Here is a 23,628-nt window from a genome sequence, read left to right on the forward strand (position 1 = left end):
TATTCTATAGGCCAAGTAAAAAGGAATGCGTAAAAGCGTGATTATAATTATAAATATCGTTGTCATTTTATTTCGTTTAAAGGTTTTGAATCCCTTATCTAAACCCACTCTACGAAAGTTGCACAATGAATTTTTTCATTCGTCAAGGGTATATAAACGCGCCTTTGTGGGCGCGCCCTTGACTAATGAAATTCATTATGCTCGAATCCTTCGAGGGGGTTGAGGATAAGGATGTTTATGTGACCCCTTAGTTATAGCATTGAGGGGGTATCTGGAACGGATGTTATTTTGACTAGAATAGGGGAAGACATTTCCAATAAATCGTCTATGAACACATAGAACATTCGGAAGGACTTAGTACTATTAGCCACCATAGGTTGATTCAAACGAATATCCCATGATTTATATTCACCAACACCTATGCACCCCTTTAAGTCATGCGAATAATTGGCTATATGAAAATATATGCCTCTATCGGGGTAAACGTCCGCACCATTATCAAACACAAGATGTTGCCTAAACCAATTAAACTTGTCTTGATAACGAACCGTTAAAGGGGTGTTGTTTTTGTTCCAATTCAAACTATAAACACCTTCAGGAAGTAAGCAATCTAAGTTTTCGACACTCGAATGCTTAGCAACACCATTTACACATATGTCACCTAAAACGGTTTTTGAAGGTTTGTGTATAAAGTTTCTCTTAACCTCAATTAATACTGGTGATTTGTTAGTCATGATTCCCACGGTTACGTTCTATTGTTTCGTTAAACTTTTGTTCAAAGGCAGTAAAAGCCATAACCGCTTGACGGGTTTCGCTTACACCTTTAGGACACTTAAAAGGGGAGGTGTGACCCGATACATTGAGTATCTTAAACACCTCAACATCTTTTTCGAACGTGTGGGGATTCTCTAAAAATTGAAGGCCAACTACAGAACAATGAATCTTGTCATTCTTGAAATAAACGGAAAAAACATCATCCGCCTTTTCGTCTAAAAAGAACCTGTCATTAGTCTGTAGTTGCCACAATGGAAGCTTTTGAACTTCGCACCTAACTAGCCTATTATTTACCTTGCGAATTTGTAATTCGGTTGGCACGGCTTTTGTCTTAAGTTGTAGCGTAGAGCTACTTTTCTCGAAATCAGCTATATTCTCAAGCTGATTTTTTTGGGCAAAGGCTTTCCCTTTGCCAAATTTTTGTTTAAATTTGGTCATCATTTTATTTTCGTGAGGGTTGCACCCCTCGTTAAGGAATAACCCTGAGATTGCCGTCTTAGGGTTTTTTATTTATTGTAAGTTATCGAATAGTTCTTGGTACAGAGGAAAGGAGTAATTAACCCTTTTAACTATATTTCTGTATTCTAGAACCACCCAATTTGATTCCTTTTTAATAACCGTCCACAATGCTTTTTTGTGAAAGAATCTAACTTTTTGACCAATACGAGTAGCACCCGCATTAACTCTTTGAGGTAATTGAAATCCTTTCATAACCAGTTATTTTCGGTAAAAATAGAGCGTACCGCACTTTCTTAGCTTAACCTTATACTTATCCTGTTTTGACCCTAAAGCCTTTAGAACGCAATTATATGCGTTTTGAGAGCCAACAACATTTTCAAGGTTTTGAACCTGAACACCACGCGCACGTTTAGCGCCTTTTGGTAAATGGAGAATTGGTCTAAATTCTCGCTTAAATTCTTGTATGGTTTGTGAATCCATTATGAAAAATATTTCGGGTTTAAAATTCTTTTCTTTGCAAGTGACCGTTGCCACTCCAATTCGGTTTCACCATAAATCCAAACATCTAAAAACGTAGCCCGTCCGACACGAATTTTAGCCCTTAAATAGTTAGGCTCGGATTCTTGGTTAATTATGACAACCATTCCTTTAGGTTGGTGGTCGATAACTATCTGATTATTACCGATATAATAGAAACTTAAATTATTGGATTTAGCTACTAAGGCTAAACGTCTGATAATGTACGGTTTATTCATGCTGCGAAAATTTGTATCTGTACAGCAAGAACCAATTTAAATAAGTCTCTAAACTAACTCTTTAGGGGATTCCTTGTTATATAATTTACATTATGTTAAATATAAAATTCAAAGATAAAGGGAAGTCTCCTTCCCTTTATCTTTGAATTTTATTCTCCGCCTTCTAAAGCATCAAGCTTAGCTAGGATTTCGTCACGCTTGGCATCCATTTGCAATTGATCGTAAATAGTACTCAACGGCTTAAGGATATACGGATCGTCCTGTCTCTGTGCATAACACTTTTCGAATACCGGCTGTGCTTCTTTGAACATCTCAAATGCTTGGTCTCTCATTTTTGTGTACTCAGCATCGTCAGTTGTATTGTTAGCTTCTCTAAGAATTGCAGCAGCTTTGTCATAAATAGCACCACCTTTAATGTAAAGTGCTTCGTAGTAATCAGGGTCAAGTTCAAGAGCCTGGTTAGCAGCTTCTAGCGCTTCCTCTGTATTTCCAGCACTCCACTGCAAGTAACCTAGGTAGTAATACTGCGTTTTGTCGGCATTACCAGCTGCAATGTTAGCTTTCAAACCAGCTACAGCTTCGTCAAGGCGCTCAGCATTGATCAAAACGTCAACTTCCATAGAAGCGTAAGTTTTATCATCTGGGAACAACTCTTTCGCCTTAGCAATGTATTCCAAAGCTGTATCGTGATCTTCCTTCACTCTGCTAATACGAATTACTTCGTTGAAGGCCTCTTTTTTGTACTCATATTCTTCTTCAGAGTCAGCTACCAATACAAAGTAGTCGTAGGCAACATCTTCTTGCTCAGCAGACTGTGCAGCCACACCCGCAAAGAAATTGATCGCAATTCTCTCCTGAATCTTAGCAGCTAGGTCAAAAGCCTGGAAAGCTTTCTCGTAGTTCTGCTCAGACCAAGCAGCGTCACCAATTTGAAGCAAGAATTGGTCAAGCATTCCCATTGTGTCACCACCACCAACTGGTTTTTCTGGGTCGTTTGGCAAGTACACAGGTGCTTCCATCATATCTTCTCTCAATTTGTCATCACCTTTTTCCATTGCAGTAGCAAAGTGCTCGTACGCAGCATTAGCAGCATCGAAATTCTCTTTACCGCTGTCAACAAATTGCTGTAGGTATGCCTTACCAATAGTGATGTAAACATCTGGCTCATCTTGGGTTTCAGGGTTAGCAGCAGCTTGCTTAGCAAGTGTGATTGCTTCTTCCAATTCCCCTTTTCTCAATGCCTTTTCGGCAGACTTAAGCACTTTCTTCTGTGCGTATGCTCCCAATACTAAAAATGAAAGCATTGCTGTTAAAAACAGTTTTTTCATGGGTATAATAGTCTCTAATTTAGGTTTCACATTAGTTTTCTTCTGTCGGAGCTTCATTTTCATTTGTTGCTGCTCCTTCCTGGTTCTCAACCTCTTCTTCCTCTCCTTCTACTTTTTCTATTTTTTCTACGGAAGAAATCTGGTCGTTATCGTTCAATCGAATAAGCTTCACGCCTTGTGTTGCCCTTCCCATCACTCTCAAACCATCCACAGATAGTCTAATGGTAATGCCCGATTTATTTATAATCATTAGGTCATCAGTATCGATCACCTCTTTAATAGCTACTAAGTTACCGGTTTTTTCAGTAATGTTAATGGTTTTTACACCCTTACCACCACGCTTGGTTATTCGGTAATCATCTATTGGAGAGCGCTTTCCGTAGCCTTTTTCAGAAACAACCAAAAGGTTTGCATCTTCCCTAGCTACACATACCATGCCAACCACTCTATCATCGTCTCCTTCGAGGGTTACACCACGCACACCAGCAGCTGTTCTTCCCATTGAACGAACATCGCTTTCATGGAAGTGAACCACCTTACCAGAGCGTTTTCCAATGATAATATGATTGTCTCCATTCGTCAACCTAATATCCAATAAACGGTCACCTTCGTGAATTGTTATCGCGTTGATACCGTTGGTTCTAGGTCTTGAATAAGCCTCAAGCGCTGTCTTTTTAATGGTACCGTTTTCAGTACACATAATCAGGAAGTTATTATTGATGTAGTCTTCATCTTTCAAATCGTCTACATTAATAATGGCCCTGATCTTATCGCCTGGCTCAATATTGATTAAGTTCTGAATTGGACGGCCTTTAGAAGTCTTGCTTCCCTCAGGCACTTGCCATACTTTTTTCCAGAATACTTTACCAAACTCAGTAAATATCAACATGTAGTCGTGATTCTTACATGCGAATAGATATTCGGTAAAATCGTCTTCTTTAGAAGATGCACCGCGCGACCCTACACCACCTCTGCCTTGTGTTCTATATTCAGAAAGTTGCGTACGCTTCATGTACCCTTGATGCGACACCGTAATGAGCATTTCGTCATTCGGAATCATGTCTTCACTGGTCAGATCATCGGCAGCATAAACGATCTCTGTTCTACGCTCATCGCCATAGCGGTCGCGTACTTCAATCAGCTCGTCTTTAATTATGGCCATTCTAAGCTCCACTTTTTCAAGAATCTCCTTTAAGTGTGCGATAAGCTCCATTAGCTCATCATACTCCTTCTGGATTTTCTCTCTTTCCATTCCTGTAAGTCGTTGTAAACGCATTTCAAGAATGGCTTTCGCCTGAATTTCTGTTAATTCGAACTTCTCCATCAGGCCAGTTTTGGCCACTTCCGGATCTCTAGAAGAGCGAATTAGGTCGATGATCTCGTCTAAGTTATCTAAGGCAATTAGGTAACCTTCTAAGATGTGTGCACGTTTTTCCGCTTCATTCAATTCGTACTGCGTTCTTCTGGTCACCACATCGTGGCGGTGCTCAACATAGTACTGAATGATTTCCTTAAGGTTTAGGGTGTGCGGACGGCCTTTTACAAGGGCCACATTGTTCACCCCGAAAGAAGATTGAAGCTGGGTATACTTAAACAAATTGTTTAAGACCACATTACCAATTGCATCCTTCTTAAGTTCGTATACAATACGAAGACCATTTCTATCCGACTCATCACGGATGTCAGAAATGCCCTCAATTTTCTTCTCATTTACCAGCGCAGCTGTCTTTTCGATCATGCTGGCTTTGTTTACCTGGTAAGGAATTTCGGTAACAATAATGCGCTCGCGACCTGTTGAGGTTGGCTCAATCTCAGCCTTAGCACGCATTACAATTCTACCTCTACCCGTTTCAAAAGCAGACTTAACGCCATTGAAACCGTAGATTATTCCACCGGTTGGGAAATCAGGAGCTTTTACATGCTCCATTAGTTCCTCTATGGTAATGTCATTATTGTCGATGTAGGCAGTGATACCGTCAGCCACCTCTGTGAGGTTGTGCGGAGCCATGTTAGTGGCCATACCTACGGCAATACCAGAACTACCATTCAATAGCAAGTTTGGCAACTTGCCCGGTAGTACGGTTGGTTCTTTTAATGAATCGTCAAAGTTTAGCTGGAAATCAACCGTGTCTTTGTTGATATCGGTAAGCATTTCATCTGCAATTCTGCGTAAACGTGCTTCCGTATAACGCATGGCTGCAGGCGAGTCACCATCAATAGATCCGAAGTTTCCTTGTCCGTCTACCAATGGATAGCGTAGTGACCACTCTTGGGCCATACGCACCATGGTGTCGTATACCGAAGAGTCACCGTGTGGGTGATACTTACCCAGCACCTCTCCTACAATTCTTGCTGATTTTTTATAGGGCTTATTCCAGTTAACACCTAAGTCGAGCATTCCGTATAAAACCCTGCGGTGTACGGGTTTTAAACCATCTCTTACGTCTGGTAATGCTCTAGAAATAATAACCGACATTGAGTAGTCGATATAAGCACCCCGCATCTCATCTTCTATGTTGATCGGGATGATGATTTCCTTATCTCCTTCTGCCATATATATTGCTAAAAGTGGGTTCTCGTTAAGCGGGCAAGATACTAAAATTAATCCTATTCAACAGCCTTGAATAGCACTAATCGTTTCCTTTATCTCCCTTCTTATCCTTACGTATTGAGAATGAAGAACCTGGCTCCTTTTTAGAGTTTCTTCTCTGGCCGTAACGTGGGTTTTGTTTGCGGTAAAAAGGCCTTCCTCGGTACATTTTTCCGTTGAACACATGTTCCATTTGTACCATATGCGCCTTGTATTTATTGCGCGGATATGTGGGGTATTTTAACAGTAGGCCAAAGTCGATGCTGAAGATGGTAAAATTGTGCGGTACACTCACCTGCTCATTGGCAATGGTGTAGCTTCTCATTTCAACCGATGGGCGAATATAGCCTTTAAAGTACTTGGAAAAGCTGCGCTGAAACATTACACCAACATTGAAGAACGGGTCGTAGGTAACCAATTCCTGGTTGAGCTGACTGGTTTTGGTTTTCCAAACCCCACCTTGCACATCGGCCAGAATAGCGAAATCGCCTAAAGAGTAGGCGTTGTATGTAATGGAACCATACATTTTGGTGGTTGAAATTTCTTGCTCCGGCAAGGTGTAGTTTCTTAAAAACGGGTCAACATCTTGGGTAGAAGCCGGATTTCTGAACTTCATTTTTCCCCAACCAATACCGCCACCAATACGCAGTAGGTCCTCTTCTAAGTAGCGCCTCTCTCCTGTTGTTTCCAAATGTGTTTTATCCACCTTTTTCAAGCTGAATGAAACGCGCAGACTCAGTGGGTTATAACGTCCATTATTTGAATAAACAAATGAAGTGGTGTCCGTTCGTACAATCTGACTATCATCGTCAATCCTATTGATTGTAATAGGCGTCAGGTCGGTCATCCAGTTGGAGAATGCATTGCTTGGTGAGGTCTCCTCTCCTAGTGGCACGATGTACAATAAGTCTCCTCTCGGGTTTCTGACTACGGACACATCGGTGAGTTCCGATTTATAGGAAAAGTAGCCATAACTCTTTTCGATATTGAAATTAAAGCGATTGATGAACTTGCGCACAGGACTCACCAGCTGACGCTCCATGGCTTTTTTGCGCTCTTCGGGCGTTAGTGCCTCTTGCACGGTAAAGCCACCAACGCTCGACATCTTCTTTTTCTTTTTACCAAAGACCTGTGCGCTTGCCTCAGGCGCACCAAAAGACAAACCAATAATTAGGAGAAGAAGGAGTTTAGTTAGTCGCAAGATTTTCGCTTTACACTATTAATGGCAAACTAATGACATTATTATTTGCTGCACAAAAAAAGACTGCGAAAAGCAGTCTCTTTAGTTTTAATATATTAAGGTTGATTAAGGTCAGCTTATTCAGCTGATAGTTCCGCTAGGTAGCCATCTACTTTGGCTTTTGCGTCTCCGCCACCAGCGTAAGCTTTTTTAACAGCATTGTATTTTTTAGCACCAATTCCGTGCGTAGCCAATTGGCTTACTACAGTTTGAGCTGCTTTTTTCTTTTTGTTCACTTGCTTCTGAACGATACCGTAAAATTGTTTCTCAAAATCGGTTGCATCAGCAGGAAGCTTTGCAACATCTCCACCCGCAGCAGCATCAAGCTCAGCATAACGGTTCCCATCAATTCCATCTTGTTTTTCAATTAGCTCGTTTACGTAAGGACTGATTTTGTCAGTAATAGATTTCTGAGCTAACAAAATAATCGCATAGTCTTTGAAGTCTTCGTCTGTAAGGTCTTGCGCGCTTAATCCATTAATGGAAACAAACCCTAGCATCAAGAATGCCAATACTACTTTCGATAATTTTTTCATCATAATTCTAGTTTTAATTTTACGAGCAGAAGCTCAATTTAAGACACAGTTAGTAGTTTAGTTGCGTAACAAGTCTACAAGAAAAATGATTTGTTTTTAAGATACAAGCCTAAACCGCGGTAAATTAAAAATTTAGGTATAACCGGTTAACGGTGCCCAAATTTTAGTCCAAACAGAAAAGATTTCACAGAATATAATTCGGAAACCCTCAAATTAACCCTAGAAACAACAGAAAATGCGAAAAGTATATTACCTATCGACTTGCGATACCTGCAAAAGAATAATGAAAGAGCTTGACCTGAGTGATTTTGAGAAGCAAGACATTAAAACTGAACCAATGACTGCCGAGCAGGTAGATGAAATGAAGGCCTTGGCAGGTTCTTATGAAGCACTCTTTAGTAAAGTAGCCAGAAAGTACAGGGCTTTGGGGCTAAATGAGCAGACCCTAAGCGAAGATGACTTTAGAAAACATATAGTTGAAGAGTACACATTTTTAAAGCGGCCTGTTTTCATTATCGATGACCAGATATTTATTGGTAACAGCAAAAAGAACGTGGCCGCTGTAGCTGATGCACTAAAGTAAGGGCTTAACAATCGAGCTAGCTTATTAAAAAAATAATTACTTCATGCCAAAGGCTGTGTCCTCACAGCGTAATACAAGGCCATTTGTAAAGACCTGCTAATGCAGGCAGGCACAAATAATGGTGGCAGGTTATAAAACTTATCTCTCGATACCTAAGTAAGTGGCCCTATTAAATAGAAAACCCCGACAGTAAACTGCCGGGGTTTTCTATAACATTCGTATCAATTCCTTATTTCGATCTAAGCTTAGCTTTGTTTTTGTTGGCTCCTGAATAGATAGCGTTGAAGATCAGCTTGTAGGTTCCTCTTGGTTGACCTCTAAATTGTGGTCTAAAACCAAATAGCACCATTTTACCACCGCCATATTCAACATCTAGCATGGCTGAAGTATTCGCTAGGTGCTCGTCTTCTCCCATGGCCCAACCACTCATTAGCAAGTCATCAGAAGCATATTTTACCACTTCGGTAATTCCTTCTGCACCGGCATTCACTTTAAAGGCACTACTCTGATTGAAAGAAGCCGCAACCTCCGGCATCATACCAAAAGCCATTGGCTGGCTTGTATCAACGTCAGAACGAATAAGTGAACCTGGAATAAAGAAGTCATTCGACTTTAGGTCTTCCAGTACATTAGTCACAGGCAACTTGAAGTGCTCAATGGCCATGTTACTAGCATCATCGAAGAAGATAACTGTTCCGCCACCTTTAGTATAAGCATCAATTGCAGCCACACCTTCTTCGCCTATACCACCACGGAAACGTTCAGGTGCACGGTTGGTGCCATCAACAATGGTTCTAGAATTTTGAGAAGGCACTATAATAGCACTGTATTGTGCTAAATCACCAGTTTTAATATCAACATTGTGCAGCGTATCCAAATCAAACTCAAACTGCTCAAGCATCCAACGTGTCCAACCTTCGTCCATATTGGCTCTCCACGATTTGTAAATACCAATTTTAACAGGCGCTAATTCTACCACCTCGGCAGATGGCTTTTTAGCCAGTTTGGCAAAGTTCAAACCTAGCTCCTCGCTCATTTTTGCTACATCAGCGTCAAGCTTACCTTTTCTGCGTACCAATACTGAACCTGCTTCAAATTCACCTTCCGCTTCTTGTAAAATGCTTACTGTATAACCAGCCTTTTGTAGCCTGTTAATGGCTGTGGCGCTTTGGTTGTCTTTGTTAGAAAACACATAGCCGTAACGGCCAGTACCTGTTACAGTACCCGCATCGAAGGAAAGTTTTTCTGTCAGCTCTTCTGCCTGAGCATTGAATGAAGTGGTTACTCTGTCAACTGTTACCCCCATTTGCAGTGGAAGTGTCCAACCTGCCAAGTCGTATGGCGGCATTGGTGGCCCACCTGGATACAAGAACTGATCTGGGTAATCTTGCTTCTCCATCAAATCGGCTAAGAAAGGTCTGAAAGCCTGACTACCATAGAAAATGATTGAACCAGCTTTATACGACTTGCCATTGGCAGTAAAGTCGCTAGTAGCACGGTGCGCTTCTATCCCACCCTGCATTAAAATGTTAGTCAGGTTTATGGCCTCACTTGGATTCCACTGATCTGTAGGAATCACATATGCAAAAGCACCAGACTCATCTTCAATGGCATCGCGGCCCATGCTATATATATTGTATAGGAACTCATCCTTTTTATCTGCTGCCAAATCTAGTACAGCCATAGATGCTTCCAACATGTAGTCAATCGCCATTCTGAAACGCATTGTTCCACCTTTATAAGGATACGGATAGAAAATCTCGGTAGAGTTAGCCGGCTTACCAGCTACGCGCTCAGGCATTTTCTCAGGATCGTATTCTGTAGGAGAAGGCGTGGGTTGTGCCGTTTCGGTCAAAATACCAATTTGGTTGTGGTAATAAGGAGCAGTACGCATACCACCATTCCAGAACATGCTATAACCTGTAGTTGCAATAGCTCCTGGCATTTTCTTCATGGCAAAACGATTGGCCATGGCCGTACCTACCAAGTTAACTCCTGTGGTTACACCAGGGTGAATTTTCTGGTTTACAGGGCTGCGGAAAGGCGGAATAAATATCATAGCGCCTCTTGGTGCAGTTTGGTGGTGGTTGTGCACAATTTGCGGATACCACTCACTGTAAAGCACCTTAGTTACGGCTTTGGTTTCAGGCATGTTATTCATAAACCAGTCACGGTTGTTATCGTGACCAACGTATTTCTGATACAAAATTGGTGGGCTTGAGCTCTCGTATGGAGTCCCCAATGTTTTGCGGTACCAGTCTACCACAATATCAAGGCCATCAGGATTAATTACCGGTACCACCAAAGTGATTACGTTCTCCCTGATCTTTTGCATTTCTTCAGACTCTTCTGCAGCTACTCTCCAAAGCAACTCCGAAGTCATTTGCGCGTGCGCACGTTCTGTAGCATGCATACCGCCATCAAACCAAACAATGGCCTTTCCATCTTTCGACAGTTTACGTGCCTCTTCTTCAGTAATTTCGGCACGCGAAAGTTTTTCACTTATCTCTCTCCACTTTTCTAACTGAGCAATATTCTCTTCAGTAGAAATAAAGAAAAGCTTAATAGGACGGCCCATTACGGACTTCCCAATCTCAATCATTTTTACACGATCTGTAGATGCCTCCAGCTTTTCGTAGTACTCAAGCATCTGGTCGTAGTCAGCTAGTTTATAGTCTGCGCCTACTTCATGGCCAAAGGTTTCTCTTGGGTGCGGAATTTGCCCTTGCACCGAAAAACCCACCACCATAAGCATGGCTAATAGTAATTGTATGGATCTCTTCATAAGATTATTAAAGGTTTGCTTGAAGATACTACTTAAGCCATCAGCATTTCACCAGATATTAGACGACTATCGCATATTTAAAATGAGTGGGAAATATGCTTAGTTATCGGTGAGGGGATTGCACTGACTAGTTAATTGGGGAATTAGGTAATTGGTTATTCGTGGACCAGTTATCCGTTAATCGGAAAACAGAAAACAGTGTGTTAACCTTTGCCACTCCCTATTCTCCTCGACCGTAGTGGAGATGCCTGTCCAACATTTTAGTTATCAGTATATTGGTTGATCAGAAATCAGTGGCATCCCTTTAGGGACAGAGGGTAATTAGTGCACAGTGCGCGGTTATTCGTGGATCAGTTATCCGTTAAACGGAAAACAGAAAACAGTGGCATCCCTTTAGGGACAGAGGGAATTAGTTAATCAGAAAACAGTTCTGCTTTTCATAACTCATGGTTCAAAGTGGCGGCTACCGCAAAACCAACTACAGCGCGTCATGCTGAACTTGTTTCAGCATCTCCAACAGCCTTGCACCTGACTGGTTAATTGGGGAATTAGGTTATTGGTTATTCGTGGATCAGTTATCAGTTAATCGGAAAACAGAAAACAGTGGCATCCCTTTAGGAATAGAGGTAATTAGTTAATCGGAAAACAGCTCTATAGTTCATGTTTCATGGTGTCGGCAACCGCAAAACCAACCCATTGTCTCCAGTAATCTGACTACTCAAGCTAATAGGCTCTGTACTCAAATGAGTTATGAAAACGGCACAAAGGCCACCTTGGAAGAGGGTACTAATTTTTGGCTAAATATTTATTTTGCTAGGACACTTCCGCAATAACGACCAAAATCGATAGCATGTTAACCAAAATGGAAATATGCGGAACTTTATGAAAACCGATACCATAGCAATTGTAAAAGTTGGTTATTGCGGAATTATTTAGGAAGTTCCTTATATAAATGAGTTATATGCCATGACTGCAAATCCAAGTACATATCTCCTTGATCAACGGAACGGTAAATTTATACTGTACTTGGGCGAGTATTCATCTGAACAAGGAATGTCGCTACTCCCAAGAGATTTGGAGATTGCGAACGTATCACTTGGAACAAGCGATTACATGAACTTGAGCTGGGCAACCGAAAGTGATTTTCCAACTTTTAGAACATCGGGCGAACTCTCAGACTTCCTGAACTCAAACGAAGTTTGGTTTTTAACTTTTGAAGTGGATTTTAAAGATTATGGCTCCCTCAGAACTCATGATAACGGAGAGTGTCATTTTGAACTGCTGAATAAATCTGATGCAATCGAACTAATCAAGAAATCCGCTCCTGAACAACACTCGTCACTAATTCTTTCTAAACTTCTCGAACTTCCTGACAAGTATCTAACTGTCAACTCTAACGGAGAACTCCAAGTTTATCATACATTCGACCAATACCTGAACGAAAACCAAGGCATATAACAGACACTATCGGTTATGCGCCAAACTGCCTCTTTGCCAGCTTCATTGGAACTTGCCCGCTCCAGTGCACCTTCTGATACTTCATCGCTTTTGGAGACTTTTGTGGTTCTGGTTTTTTACTTGTGGAACGCAGTGCCTTGTAGCCACCGTTGTGCTTCTGGTGCACTTCCGCTATTTTAGCTGTATTTGCCAACTGTGGCACACAAACCGATAGTTGGGCGTTGTGGTGCATTACGACCGAACACTAAGCAATGACAAGAAGACTTTTACTAACGACAATTATTTCTATGGGAATCTTCAACCTTTTTGGACAGAATAAGACGACTGAATACAAGTTTTCAGACCCCGAAGACAAAGCAATCATTACTTGTGACCACGTTTTGAATGGCGACAGACCGATTCTGTACGCTTCACACGATGCCGAAGGAGATTGGCAGTTTCTATGTGGACACGAAGACCACACGGAAGACAATGCGAAAGTTATTTCGCTCAAACAGGCGACAGAAATCGACCCTTCAATTAATGACCTGTATGAAATGCCTGTGAACGTGGGTGCTGAAAGGGAATCTGTTAAGGACAAGTGGCAACCATTCCGAATGCCAGCGGAATGAAAAAGAAAGAAAACGCACCACAACAAGAGCTAAGTGTCAGGGCTATGGTATTGCGTAACTTGGGACATATCACATCGCTCTCGTGTTCGTCACGGTGGACAGGCTATCGCCCGTCTCCCGCCCCAACACTTAGCTGAACCGTTACAAGGAATTTCACCGATGAAGAATTTACTCACCTTTACCTTAATATGTTGCTGTATGAGCCTGCAAGCCCAAACGATGGATTCTACTTGGGTTAAAGGTCAAAAGAAACTTGAGGATGGCTACTACAAAGCGGATAAAATTACATTTTCAAATGTATTAGTGACGGATTATCAAGATTCTAGTAATTTCTATTTCGTTGATGAAAAACTAGAAATTCCATTGAACAGCTTAGAGGATGCCACAATTACTGAGAATAATAATGGGAACACTTTTATCCTTCTAAAATTTAAATCAGGTTCTCACAAAAGATGGGAAGAATTGACGTCAAATCAGGTCGGAAAAGAATTAGTGCTTATAGTTAATAATCAACTCGTTCAAGCATCTAAGATCAACATGACTGTCTTTAATGGAATGAGTGCAATTAATAGAAATGATCTATCCCAAGAACAAATGCAGGGTTTAATGAAAATGATAAAGGAGAGAATTAAATAACTGCTTGTAACACAACCTATACGCAATGCGGCTGATGGTAGTGCCGAGCCTGCATCTCTCATAGCCCGTCTAAGCTGCGCTTTGACGTTTACAAAAATGAAAATTAACTTAAACCACAACTTTGGCTACGAACCGTGCTCGATTCAAAACTATCGCTTTTGAATCCCGCACTACGCATAGCCAGACCGTTACCTGCCATTGCATGAGCCTCTTCAGAAGATATGACTTAATCGAAAGCCCTCAAGAGCTATTGATAATTCGAAGGAGGGTTAGAAATCTCTCTAATGCAATAGTTTATTTAGTCGGCTTTCTTCTATGGTATATCGTATTAGAAGCCCAGGCAAATTCAGCTCAAAATGAACTTATTTACATCTTCTATTTATTCCCACTACTCTTTATATCTAGGATAATTAAGTCCATCAAATCATTAATCATAAGAGACAAAATATCATTTAATTTTAAGCTAGGCGACCTGATAATCAATGATCAAAGACGAGCTAAGCTTTCAAATATCAATTGTGTAATCGTTGATTATGATAATAAATTGGACATTCAACAGTGTTCACTTGAATTACAGACTTCAGATGAAGCAAACATCATTTTAGACAAATCGGATGCTGGCATGAATAAAGAAGTTATAGAAACAGCAAAGAGCATAGCTTCATTTCTGAAAGTACCCATTCAAGATTTACACCCATATGAGGAGAAATTATAACGGCAGGTAACATAACCTAAAGTGCAGCACCTCATAAAGTTTCTGTTTTCACAAGACCATTTAATCAAAGCCTTACCGCAAAGCCTCGTGGAAGAAGGATTGGCTGTTTAGAAATTAACAGACTGCCAATCTTGATCTTATATCCTGCGGTGTGTCTCTCCTACTTCAGTAGTTTCTCGGACTTTGCTATATTTCGTTACATTAACAAAACACGAAAGCGGCAGCTGCACATTAGCCAAACCGTTTTCCTCCCAAAACCATCAAACCTTAAACATTCATCATTAAGCATTATCCCCCTACCACCAATATAAAATCCTACAACTCTCGTGCATCAAAATTATTCCGGTAGTATTTTAATTGCATGAAATCGCATTCAACCGAAACCTATTGGCGATCCATCTTCGCCTCATTCCTTTTTTTAAGTTCATTTTTCACCCTAAAGGCGCAAGAAATACCAACTCCAGAGCGTATGCTTGGTTTTCCTGTTGGGGCAGATTTTAAACTCGCTACTTACGATCAGTCGCTGACTTACTTCCAAAAACTGGCGGAAGTAAGCGACCAGATCAAGCTTTTTAAGGCCGGCAAAACCTCTTACGGCCGCGACTGGTATTACTCGGTTATCTCTACCAAAGAGAATTTAGATAACCTGGATCGTTACAAAGAAATTGCGCAGCAACTGGCGCACCCAAAAGACCTGACAGACGAGCAAGCCAAAGCTTTGGCCCGCGAAGGCAAGCCATTTGTACACATAGATGGTGGCCTGCATGCCAGCGAGGTAGCCGGAGCGCAGCACACCATTTCATTGGCTTATGAGCTACTCAGCAGCGATGAACCCAAAATCAAAGAGATACTGGAAAACACCATCATCATGCTTTGGCCTTCCCTTAATCCCGATGGGCAAAACATTGTAGCCGATTGGTACCATTCCAATGTGGGCACGCCATACGAGGTAGCTCCGCTGCCAGTGCTTTACCAAAAGTACATTGGTCACGACAACAACCGCGATGCCTATATGCTCAACATGATCGAGTCGCGGGTAATTGCACGCACTTGGCGCGAGTGGGAACCACAAATTATTCACGTGCACCACCAGAGCAGCCCCTTCCCCACGCGTATTTGGCTACCACCTTTTGCCGAGCCAATTGCAGGTCAAACTCCGCCAATTATGGCCCGCGAAGTAAATATGATCGGGATGGCCATTGCCCAAGCGCTAGAGTCGAACGGCATGCCTGGCGCAGTGCATATGGGCACGGGCTTCGATGCCTGGTACCCGGGCTATGTAGACTACATGCCCATGATGCAAAACATTGCCGCTTACTGGACGGAAACGGCACTTTACCGCTATGCCACACCACATTTATACACCATCAACGATTTCCCCAAAAACCGCTCTGACCTCAGGGTAGAATCGCTTTATTCAAGCCCATGGAAAGGCGGCTGGTGGCGACTGAAAGACGCGGTGGATTATATGCAAGTGGCTTCTGTAGCCGTACTGGAATACGCAGCAAAATATGGCGAAACAGTACAGTATAACCGTTATCAGGCAGGAAGAAACACGATTCAAAAGTACGAGAACGAACCGCCTTACTCCTACTTTATTCCACAAGACCAACGCGACCCCGTGCGTCCGGTTGAGCTATTGAAGCGCTTGGCTTTTAACGGCATTGAAGTGTCTCAGCTCACTGAAGATGTAACTTACAATAATATTAGTTACCCTGCTGGCACATGGGTAATTCCAATGAATCAGGAATATGCCGAATTAGCACGTCAATTATTGGATGTGCAGGAATACCCAGACTTGCGCGAATATCCGCAAGGCCCGCCAGAGCAACCTTACGATGCAGCCGGATGGACGCTTCCATTTATGTTCGAAGTGAATGTAGTGCCTGCTATGTCGCCACTGCCAGAGGACCTAAAAGCGGCTATGGAAACAGTAAAAGGCAGCACCGTTGCTTGGGACTCGGAAGCAGATGGTTCCACCATCGACTTCGCGCCAATGTCCGGCTTCGACACGAATGAAAATGCAGCGGGTATTGTGCCAAAAGCCTCCAGAATTAGCGGTAGCGGCAGTATCGCCCTACTCGACCCGAAAGAGAATAACAGCTTTAGAATCATTAATAAAGTATTAAAAGCAAACGGAAGTGTTTCATTCAGCAATGGCAAATATGCGGTTCAGAATGTCTCTTCAGGAAAAATAAATGAGTGGGCAAAAGCCTTGAATGTAAACATACAATGGACCAACAGAGTGAATGGCACCGAAGTGAAAAGTCGCATTGCACTTTACCGTCCGCATACCGCCAGCATGGACGAAGGCTGGACGCGTTGGCTATTGGAGCAATTTGAGTTTGAGTTCACCAACATCGGTAACAGCGATATTCAAATGGGCAACCTCAACAGCCGTTTCGATGTGATTCTTTTTGCCTCGGAAAGAGCAAGCACCTTCACCCAAGGTTTTAGAGAGGGCTCTGTGCCACCACAGTACGCAGGCGGTTTGGGCGAGTTAGGCATTCAAGCCCTAAACGATTTTGTAAGCACTGGCGGAACACTAGTGGCTATGAACAGCAGCACCACTTTTATGATTGATGCGCTGAACTTACCAGTGAAAAACGTAACTGATGGCGTAGATAGAAAAGACTACTTTGCCGGAAGCTCCATTCTTTGTGTTGAAACAGACCCAACACACCCGGTAATGGCCGGTATGCCAACCAAAGCCAACATTTTCGTTTCGCGCAGCCCAGCATTTACCACGTCAGAAGGCTTTGAAGGCGAAGCATTAGCGAAGTATCAAACAACCGGTTCTCCGCTTCGTTCGGGTTATTTATTGGGTGAAGAATTTATCAATGGCACAGCCGCGGCACTTTCGGTAAAACATGGCAATGGCAATGTAGTATTGCTTGGTTTCAGTCCACAATGGCGCGGCCAAACCATGGGCACTTATCGCGTCTTGTTTAATTCGCTACTTTACACAGCCAATGTTGCCAGTGCTACTAGCAGCAATGCTGGTTTCTGGACAGCACCTGAACTAAAAAACTAAGACAATGAAAGCACTCACCTATTTTTCATTCCTTTTGTGCGCTGCGGCCATTATGGTTAGCTGCAGTTCCTCTGAGCAAGAAACCGCTCAAGTAATCGATGTTACGGCAAAAGCACGCATTGACTCTACCTTAACGGCTTTTGTGGCCAATGGAAAAGTGGCCGGGGCATCCGCTTTGATCTACGAAGATGGCAAGGAGGTCTATTTTGGTGCCTTTGGTTTTGCAGATAAAGAAGCCAGAAGGCCAATGGACAGAAACACCATTGTGAAGGTTTATTCCATGACAAAGCCGATCACTGGAACAGCATTAATGACGCTCTATGAACAAGGTAAATTTGACTTGGACGATCCGCTGGCCAAATATGCTCCGGAGTTTGCTGATATGACGGTATATGTAGGTCGTGGAGAAAACGGTGAATACCTTGGAGAACCACTTGAAAGACCAATTACCATTCGCGACCTAACCCGCCACACAGCAGGCTTTGGTACTAACACAAATATTCCAGGTTTAGGCGATTTAATCGCTGATGCTGACGCCTCAAACTGGAACAACACTTTGACTGAAATGGCTGAGAAAATGGGACAAACCCCACTTTGGTTTCAACCGGGTACTCAATGGCAATATGGCCCTTCGGTAGATGTGCAGGCGTTTTTGGTCGAAAGGATTTCAGGCCAAACCTACCACGAATATGTGCGCGAACATGTGTTGGATCCTTTAAGGATGGAAGAAACACGCTATGTTGTTCCGCAAAAAGACATCGATCGTTTTTCCGCTTCTTATACACAAACTGAAAGCGGCCTTACGCAACTACCGAATGAAGAGGCCCATGCTTTCAACCTAAAAAAGTGGCCACTTACACCCGGAGGTTTCGGCCTTACCTCTACCCTTGATGATTATATGAAATTTGCGCAGATGTTGGTGAACAATGGTACTTTGAAGGAAACGACCATTCTCGAACCAGAAACCGTAAAACTTATGGCCACGAATCACTTAGATGAGAACATTGAAGAGCGCTCATGGCTACCAAGCAAGGGACAAGTCGGCTTCGGTATCGACTTTGCCGTGCGATTGCGTGAACCTCAGTCGGCTGAGGAAAACAACGGTGTAGTAGGCGAATTCTTTTGGGACGGTGCTGCCACCACACTCTTCTGGGTTGACCCTGTAAATAAACTTACGGCTGTGTTCTTTGTCCAGGTATTCCCATTCGATGGCACCTTACACAAAGGCTTTAGAGATGCCGTTTATGGTCCTGTTAAAGTAGCCTCAAAGAAATAGTAACGAGGTTTTGAAGTGCTCAGACACTCCCAATTTGAATAAATAAGCCGTAACTTCGCCTTAGCCACTAAATCCTATGGGTATGAAGAACACTGTTAAAATCATCGCCTTCGATGCGGACGATACGCTATGGGTCAATGAGCCCCTCTTCACACGCACAAGAGTTCAGTACGAAGAAATTCTTAGCCACTACTTCGAGATCACCGATTCATTGGAGCAAGAGCTTTACGAAACCGAAAGAAATAACCTCAAACTTTTCGGTTATGGCATTAAGGGTTTTATGCTTTCCATGATTGAATCGGCCCTACAGCTCACCAATTATAAGATCAGTGGAATGGACATTGAGTCCATTATTAAACTGGGGAAAGAAATGCTTCGGCACCCAGTAGAAATTCTGCCCGGAGTTGAAGAAACCCTGAAAGACCTTAAAGAAAACTACAAATTGATGGTGATTACCAAAGGCGACTTGTTCGATCAGGAAAACAAAATTGCCAGATCGGGTCTTGCAGAATATTTTGATGTGGTAGAAATTCTGAGCGAAAAAACCATTGAAGCATATGCCGATGTGCTCAAGCGCAACAATGTACACTGCGATGAATTCTTAATGGTAGGCAATTCACTTCGTTCTGATGTATTGCCAGTTTGCGAGCTAGGAGCTTTGGCCGTGCATGTGCCTTTTCATGACACTTGGATGCACGAAAATATAGTAGATGAATCCCTGCTCGACAATCACTACATCAAGATTGATGAGATAAAAGAGTTGGTGCCGTTGTTGGTTTAAACTTTACTGACACCGAACCCAAACAAAAAAGCCTTCCTGCAACGCAAGAAGGCTTTTTTATTAATTTAGTTTATTCTTAAGTCAAAAGATTTCCATCTTCATCCCATTCGGCAATATCCATGCGCTTGCTCTGGTCTACGCATTTGGCAATCCACTCCGGATCGTAATCCACATCGTGCTCTGCCAAAACATCTTCAGGAATTCCATCCCAAACACCAGGAGTATTTCCCTTATAGCCTAGGTCTTTAATGCCCATTTCTGAAGTAAAGTAGCCCGTCATGGTTAGGTTACGCATTCTGGTGAAGAATTTCTCTCCATGAATTAACTCAGGAGCCGTTTTACCTGGAAAAGCAATGCTATCACAAATAGCCTTTTGCTCTTCAACACTCAGGTCTTTAAAAACCTTATTGTGGAGCTTGTTAGAGTGAATATCCAACCAAGCCAAACCACCTCTAATCGGTAGCTGATTGTTTGGCATATCCTTCACTATAAACTCAATAAAGTCTACCACACCAGCATCAGAAGCCGAACCAAACTCAGCATTTGCTGGCAAGATCAGGTCAACTAATACGGCAATAGTTTCTAGCTCATATTCGGTCAAAAACTCTTCCGCAAGTACTTCACGGTCGTGTGCTTTTTCTTTTTCGTTTCTACCGTAACCAGGCAAATCCTGAATCTCAGGTGCCACATGAGGTGTTTTGGTTTCAGGCGCACAGCCCGTTACCAACATACCACCGGCAACAGAACCAACAAGTAATGATTTTAATGAATCGCGTCTATCCATGATTAAATATTTCTTTGTTTTACTTGTTCCACTAAATAATCAGAAGCTCTCCAAGCCAGTGCAAGAATAGTCCATGTAGGGTTCTTATCGGCTTGCGATACAAATGGTCCTGCATCCATTACAAATACGTTCTCACAATCGTGCAACTGGTTGTATTTGTTGGTTACAGAGTCTCGCTTATCGTTACCCATTCTTGTAGTACCTACTTCGTGAATGATCTCTCCCGGAGCAGTCAAGCCATAGTCTCTATCGGCACCTGGCTTATCTCCTAACAATATTCCGCCTGTAGCCTCAAGAACTTGCTCAAAAGTATCCTGCATGTGCTTGGCCTGTCTTACCTCGTGCTCAGTCCATTTATAGTTGAACTTCAACACAGGAATTCCCCACTCATCTACAGTATTGTTATCAATCTCACAGAAGTTGTCTCGCTGTGGTACAGATTCACCACGGCCAGAGATACCCATTACGGCACCATAGTATTTCTTCACGTCTTGTCTCAGTGAATCACCATAGCCGCCTATTGTACCACCAGTCACCTTGTTGAGGTCGTTCGGGTTAAAACCAAAGCCGTAGCTTGGCATGCCCATTCCACCCCAAACCTCAATGTGGTAACCACGCGGGAAGTCTAGTTTTTTATCGTTCAACCACCATGGTGTGTAAACGTGCATTCCACCAGTTCCATCTTCATTGTAAATCTTACGATCCATCAATTGAGGAATGAATACCGAACGGCTAGCACCTGTAGAATCGTGCAAATAGCGGCCTACAAGTCCACTGCTATTACCCAATCCATCTTGGTGAACAGAACTCTTAGAGTTCAATAGAATTCGCGCAGTAGAACAAGCCGAAGCAGCCATTACAACTACCTTCGCTTTTAAGTGATACTCTTTGCGATCTTCTTTATTAATATAGTTAACGCCAGTAGCCTTACCGTTTTTATCGGTAGTTACTTCGCGTACCATTGCGTTGGTAAATAGCTGTACTTTTCCGCCACCGCGCTGAGCAGGGAAAATCAAACAAGTTCCTGCTGAGAAATCTGCATAAGCAGAACATGCTCTGTTACACTGACCACAATAGAAACAGCTACCACGTTGGTTGTTTATTCTTTTGGTAAGAATAGAAAGACGAGAAGGAATTACCGGAATACCCGACTTTCTTGCTGCTTTTACATAGTAAAGCTCGTGCAATCTTGGCTTTGGTGGTGGCAAGAAGAAACCATCAGGCTCATTCGGTATGTTTTCTTTGGTTCCGAAAACCCCGATAAGTTTATCCACTTTATCGTAGTAAGGTTTTACATCTTCATAGCCAATTGGCCAGTTGTCGCCAAGGCCATCAACACTTTTTCTTTTAAAGTCTAATGGTCCAAAACGAAGTGAAATTCTTCCCCAGTGGTTTGTTCTACCACCGAGCATTCTCGAACGGAACCAAGCAAAGCGCGTTCCTGGTTCTGTTGTGTAAGGTTCTCCTTCAATGTTCCACCCTCCATAGGCTGCGTCAAAGTCGCCAAAAGAACGCCTGTTTGAGCTTGCACCGCGCCTAGGAGACTCCCAAGGCCAGCGCAACTGGTTTCTGTCTTCTTCCTTTTGTGGATCGAAATGTGGACCGGCTTCTAACACCGCCACATCGAAACCAGCCTCTGAAAGGATTTTAGTGGCCATACCGCCACCAGCCCCTGAGCCCACAATGGCTACGTCAAAGGTTTTAGCTGATTCAATAATTTGCATAAAAAATGAGGTAGTTAATCTACGGTTGTAATTTGTTTTTTCACCAAAAAAAGAACCCACCTACAAACATGGGCACTTGCCTTGATTTTTGTTGACCTCAAAAGATAGAGAGTTTCTCTTTAAATCCGAAAGCTTTATTTGACCAGTCGTTCAATCAATTGGTATTTAGAACTGATTCAAATTTCTAATCCATCGAAATATTTTTTGTCCAGAAGGAAAAGTATAAATTCTCGCTTTGTTCAGTATTAAGCCATTCACCATGAATTCGAGAAGAACGTTTATAGGCAAAGCAGCATTATTTGCAGCCAGTGCATTACTGGGAAAACCAGTCTATTTAAACAGATATAACTCAAGCAAAGCGCTACCACTCCCCTCGCTTAAAGGACGAAAAATACTATTTACTTATGGTGGTTGGCCCGGACACGAACCCGATAAATTTAAAGACTACATGGTGCCTTGGTTGGAAAGTGAAGATGCTACTGTGGTTAGCTCGAGCAACCTTGAACCTTACGCTGATGCTGACTTTATGAAGGAAATCGATCTGGTGATTCAGTGCATTACCATGTCTTCTATAACTGCAGAACAAGAACAAGGCCTTTTAGCGGCCATAAAAGCAGGCACAGGAATGGCCGGTTGGCATGGCGGTATGTGCGATTCTTTTCGAAATAACCCTGAGTACCAATATATGACTGGTGGCCAGTGGGTTGCGCACCCAGGTGGCATACTGGATTACTCGGTGCAAATAAGCCAACACACCGATGCAGTAACTGACGGCCTGAATGATTTCAAAATCAAAAGTGAGCAATACTATATGCATATAGACCCAAATGTAAAAGTGCTGGCTACCACCAAATTTAATGGCAACGCTGATAGTTGGATAGATGGCTGTGTAATGCCGGTCGCTTGGAAGAAAACTTACGGCAAAGGGCGTGTATTTTATAGTGCCTTAGGCCACAGCTTGCAGCATTTGGCAGATACGCCTGCTGCCCTAACCATAATAAAACGCGGCATACACTGGGCAAGCGCCAGTAAACATGAAGCTACCGAAAACTGGGTAAATCCGGTTTATGGACTGTAGCTCGGTAAAGAATAACGCTTACATATCTATGTGACCTTAATATCTCCAACATATGTTTTGGTGAGGACACCAAAACTGGCGAGTTCAGATATACGTAATGACACCATATGAAATTCAACACCACACTTCCGCAAAAGCTCAAACCTTACTATCAAGTAGAGTTGATTGCATATCAAAACAGTTATGCTCAGAAAGACTTGCAGTCGGCTTGGAATCACCTAGAAAGAGCACATGTAATTGGTCAAGCTTACCCCTGGCCGCACACTTATGTACATTGGAAAATGCTACAATTCGGCATAAGCATTAAAAGCTGGAAAGAAGTGCTTGGCCAAATCCCCAGACTGCTGGTTGGCGGTGTAAAATCCTATGTAGGTAAAATTCCGGTAGGCAATACTGGTGGAGCAAATGTACCGCCACTTAAGCCGCTTCCCATAGACTCTGAGATCATGGAAATATTTAGAAAGGCGGGGATTAAATAATA

Annotated in this window: 21 protein-coding genes; 10 read left to right on the forward strand and 11 right to left on the reverse strand. The window is 42.5% G+C overall.

All coding sequences use genetic code 11. The features are described from left to right. Positions 1-251: 251 nt before the first annotated feature. The 7 genes from BMW98_RS10620 to BMW98_RS10660 all read right to left on the reverse strand — a co-directional run bounded on the left by BMW98_RS10620 (position 252) and on the right by BMW98_RS10660 (position 7,685). Positions 252-734, reverse strand: coding sequence for a DUF5675 family protein (locus BMW98_RS10620; protein ID WP_090258564.1), 483 nt, complete (start codon positions 732-734; stop codon positions 252-254). Continuing rightward, entirely contained in the window at positions 727-1,212 is a 486-nt protein-coding gene (locus BMW98_RS10625; protein WP_139177496.1) for a hypothetical protein, read from the reverse strand. The genes BMW98_RS10620 and BMW98_RS10625 overlap by 8 nt, the downstream gene beginning before the upstream one ends. Before the next feature lie 500 nt (positions 1,213-1,712). Then, positions 1,713-1,988, reverse strand: a complete 276-nt coding sequence (locus BMW98_RS10640) for a hypothetical protein (protein WP_090258568.1) — start codon at positions 1,986-1,988, stop codon at positions 1,713-1,715. Between the two features lie 149 nt (positions 1,989-2,137). Next, positions 2,138-3,316 carry a tetratricopeptide repeat protein gene (locus BMW98_RS10645; protein WP_162844745.1) on the reverse strand — a complete coding sequence of 393 codons (1,179 nt, stop codon included), beginning with the start codon at positions 3,314-3,316 and terminating at the stop codon, positions 2,138-2,140. Positions 3,317-3,347: 31 nt separating this feature from the next. Next, on the reverse strand, positions 3,348-5,870 hold the full coding sequence (gene gyrA / locus BMW98_RS10650; RefSeq protein WP_090258570.1) for a DNA gyrase subunit A: 2,523 nt from the start codon (positions 5,868-5,870) through the stop codon (positions 3,348-3,350). Positions 5,871-5,946: 76 nt separating this feature from the next. Further along, positions 5,947-7,107 carry a hypothetical protein gene (locus BMW98_RS10655; RefSeq protein WP_090258571.1) on the reverse strand — a complete coding sequence of 387 codons (1,161 nt, stop codon included), beginning with the start codon at positions 7,105-7,107 and terminating at the stop codon, positions 5,947-5,949. A 116-nt stretch (positions 7,108-7,223) separates the two neighbouring features. Then, positions 7,224-7,685, reverse strand: a complete 462-nt coding sequence (locus tag BMW98_RS10660; protein ID WP_090258572.1) for a hypothetical protein — start codon at positions 7,683-7,685, stop codon at positions 7,224-7,226. 232 nt (positions 7,686-7,917) lie between these two features. Here BMW98_RS10660 and BMW98_RS10665 point away from each other — a divergent pair, with 232 nt between their 5' ends. Continuing rightward, entirely contained in the window at positions 7,918-8,265 is a 348-nt protein-coding gene (locus tag BMW98_RS10665) for an arsenate reductase family protein (protein ID WP_090258573.1), read from the forward strand. A gap of 229 nt (positions 8,266-8,494) precedes the next feature. On the opposite strand, the gene BMW98_RS10670 is transcribed toward BMW98_RS10665, so the two are convergent. Continuing rightward, positions 8,495-11,050, reverse strand: coding sequence for a M14 family metallopeptidase (locus BMW98_RS10670; protein ID WP_090258574.1), 2,556 nt, complete (start codon positions 11,048-11,050; stop codon positions 8,495-8,497). A 1,026-nt stretch (positions 11,051-12,076) separates the two neighbouring features. Here BMW98_RS10670 and BMW98_RS10675 point away from each other — a divergent pair. Beyond that, positions 12,077-12,508, forward strand: a complete 432-nt coding sequence (locus BMW98_RS10675) for a hypothetical protein (RefSeq protein WP_147407717.1) — start codon at positions 12,077-12,079, stop codon at positions 12,506-12,508. Between the two features lie 13 nt (positions 12,509-12,521). Here the strand turns inward: BMW98_RS10675 and BMW98_RS10680 are convergent, their stop codons facing one another. Then, entirely contained in the window at positions 12,522-12,740 is a 219-nt protein-coding gene (locus tag BMW98_RS10680) for a hypothetical protein (RefSeq protein ID WP_090258576.1), read from the reverse strand. A gap of 19 nt (positions 12,741-12,759) precedes the next feature. Here BMW98_RS10680 and BMW98_RS10685 point away from each other — a divergent pair, with 19 nt between their 5' ends. The 6 genes from BMW98_RS10685 (at position 12,760) to BMW98_RS10710 (ending at position 19,561) form a co-directional block, all read left to right on the forward strand. After that, the gene (locus tag BMW98_RS10685) at positions 12,760-13,119 is read left to right on the forward strand and encodes a hypothetical protein (protein ID WP_222843633.1); all 360 of its coding nucleotides are present in this window, start codon (positions 12,760-12,762) and stop codon (positions 13,117-13,119) included. Positions 13,120-13,317: 198 nt separating this feature from the next. Then, positions 13,318-13,755, forward strand: coding sequence for a SecDF P1 head subdomain-containing protein (locus BMW98_RS10690; protein ID WP_090258578.1), 438 nt, complete (start codon positions 13,318-13,320; stop codon positions 13,753-13,755). A 202-nt stretch (positions 13,756-13,957) separates the two neighbouring features. Next, entirely contained in the window at positions 13,958-14,470 is a 513-nt protein-coding gene (locus tag BMW98_RS10695) for a hypothetical protein (protein ID WP_090258579.1), read from the forward strand. A gap of 361 nt (positions 14,471-14,831) precedes the next feature. Then, the gene (locus tag BMW98_RS10700; RefSeq protein WP_090258580.1) at positions 14,832-17,504 is read left to right on the forward strand and encodes a M14 family metallopeptidase; all 2,673 of its coding nucleotides are present in this window, start codon (positions 14,832-14,834) and stop codon (positions 17,502-17,504) included. Between the two features lie 4 nt (positions 17,505-17,508). Next, the gene (locus BMW98_RS10705) at positions 17,509-18,780 is read left to right on the forward strand and encodes a serine hydrolase domain-containing protein (protein ID WP_090258581.1); all 1,272 of its coding nucleotides are present in this window, start codon (positions 17,509-17,511) and stop codon (positions 18,778-18,780) included. 82 nt (positions 18,781-18,862) lie between these two features. Next, positions 18,863-19,561, forward strand: coding sequence for an HAD family hydrolase (locus BMW98_RS10710; protein WP_090259439.1), 699 nt, complete (start codon positions 18,863-18,865; stop codon positions 19,559-19,561). A 76-nt stretch (positions 19,562-19,637) separates the two neighbouring features. On the opposite strand, the gene BMW98_RS10715 is transcribed toward BMW98_RS10710, so the two are convergent. Continuing rightward, positions 19,638-20,345, reverse strand: a complete 708-nt coding sequence (locus BMW98_RS10715) for a gluconate 2-dehydrogenase subunit 3 family protein (protein WP_090258582.1) — start codon at positions 20,343-20,345, stop codon at positions 19,638-19,640. A gap of 2 nt (positions 20,346-20,347) precedes the next feature. Next, positions 20,348-22,069 carry a GMC family oxidoreductase gene (locus tag BMW98_RS10720; protein ID WP_090259440.1) on the reverse strand — a complete coding sequence of 574 codons (1,722 nt, stop codon included), beginning with the start codon at positions 22,067-22,069 and terminating at the stop codon, positions 20,348-20,350. A 259-nt stretch (positions 22,070-22,328) separates the two neighbouring features. Between BMW98_RS10720 and BMW98_RS10725 the strand changes: the two genes are divergently transcribed. Then, a complete protein-coding gene (locus BMW98_RS10725; RefSeq protein WP_090258583.1) occupies positions 22,329-23,147 on the forward strand; it encodes a ThuA domain-containing protein in 819 nt (272 codons plus the stop codon). 107 nt (positions 23,148-23,254) lie between these two features. After that, a complete protein-coding gene (locus BMW98_RS10730) occupies positions 23,255-23,626 on the forward strand; it encodes a DUF3703 domain-containing protein (RefSeq protein ID WP_090258584.1) in 372 nt (123 codons plus the stop codon). Positions 23,627-23,628 lie beyond the last annotated feature (2 nt).

The sequence above is a fragment of the Roseivirga pacifica genome, from assembly GCF_900111145.1.
GTDB classification, from domain to species: Bacteria; Bacteroidota; Bacteroidia; order Cytophagales; family Cyclobacteriaceae; genus Roseivirga; species Roseivirga pacifica.

Bases quoted from the DNA above. Each gene is read 5' to 3' on its own strand.
- BMW98_RS10715 (WP_090258582.1), bottom strand. From the start codon at position 20,345: ATGGATAGACGCGATTCATTAAAATCATTACTTGTTGGTTCTGTTGCC.
- BMW98_RS10665 (WP_090258573.1), top strand. From the start codon at position 7,918: ATGCGAAAAGTATATTACCTATCGACTTGCGATACCTGCAAAAGAATA.
- BMW98_RS10720 (WP_090259440.1), bottom strand. From the start codon at position 22,069: ATGCAAATTATTGAATCAGCTAAAACCTTTGACGTAGCCATTGTGGGC.
- BMW98_RS10670 (WP_090258574.1), bottom strand. From the start codon at position 11,050: ATGAAGAGATCCATACAATTACTATTAGCCATGCTTATGGTGGTGGGT.
- BMW98_RS10645 (WP_162844745.1), bottom strand. From the start codon at position 3,316: ATGAAAAAACTGTTTTTAACAGCAATGCTTTCATTTTTAGTATTGGGA.
- BMW98_RS10680 (WP_090258576.1), bottom strand. From the start codon at position 12,740: ATGCACCACAACGCCCAACTATCGGTTTGTGTGCCACAGTTGGCAAAT.
- BMW98_RS10730 (WP_090258584.1), top strand. From the start codon at position 23,255: ATGAAATTCAACACCACACTTCCGCAAAAGCTCAAACCTTACTATCAA.
- BMW98_RS10710 (WP_090259439.1), top strand. From the start codon at position 18,863: ATGAAGAACACTGTTAAAATCATCGCCTTCGATGCGGACGATACGCTA.
- BMW98_RS10725 (WP_090258583.1), top strand. From the start codon at position 22,329: ATGAATTCGAGAAGAACGTTTATAGGCAAAGCAGCATTATTTGCAGCC.
- BMW98_RS10625 (WP_139177496.1), bottom strand. From the start codon at position 1,212: ATGACCAAATTTAAACAAAAATTTGGCAAAGGGAAAGCCTTTGCCCAA.
- BMW98_RS10690 (WP_090258578.1), top strand. From the start codon at position 13,318: ATGAGCCTGCAAGCCCAAACGATGGATTCTACTTGGGTTAAAGGTCAA.
- BMW98_RS10685 (WP_222843633.1), top strand. From the start codon at position 12,760: ATGACAAGAAGACTTTTACTAACGACAATTATTTCTATGGGAATCTTC.
- BMW98_RS10695 (WP_090258579.1), top strand. From the start codon at position 13,958: ATGAGCCTCTTCAGAAGATATGACTTAATCGAAAGCCCTCAAGAGCTA.
- BMW98_RS10640 (WP_090258568.1), bottom strand. From the start codon at position 1,988: ATGAATAAACCGTACATTATCAGACGTTTAGCCTTAGTAGCTAAATCC.
- BMW98_RS10620 (WP_090258564.1), bottom strand. From the start codon at position 734: ATGACTAACAAATCACCAGTATTAATTGAGGTTAAGAGAAACTTTATA.
- gyrA (WP_090258570.1), bottom strand. From the start codon at position 5,870: ATGGCAGAAGGAGATAAGGAAATCATCATCCCGATCAACATAGAAGAT.
- BMW98_RS10700 (WP_090258580.1), top strand. From the start codon at position 14,832: ATGAAATCGCATTCAACCGAAACCTATTGGCGATCCATCTTCGCCTCA.
- BMW98_RS10705 (WP_090258581.1), top strand. From the start codon at position 17,509: ATGAAAGCACTCACCTATTTTTCATTCCTTTTGTGCGCTGCGGCCATT.
- BMW98_RS10660 (WP_090258572.1), bottom strand. From the start codon at position 7,685: ATGATGAAAAAATTATCGAAAGTAGTATTGGCATTCTTGATGCTAGGG.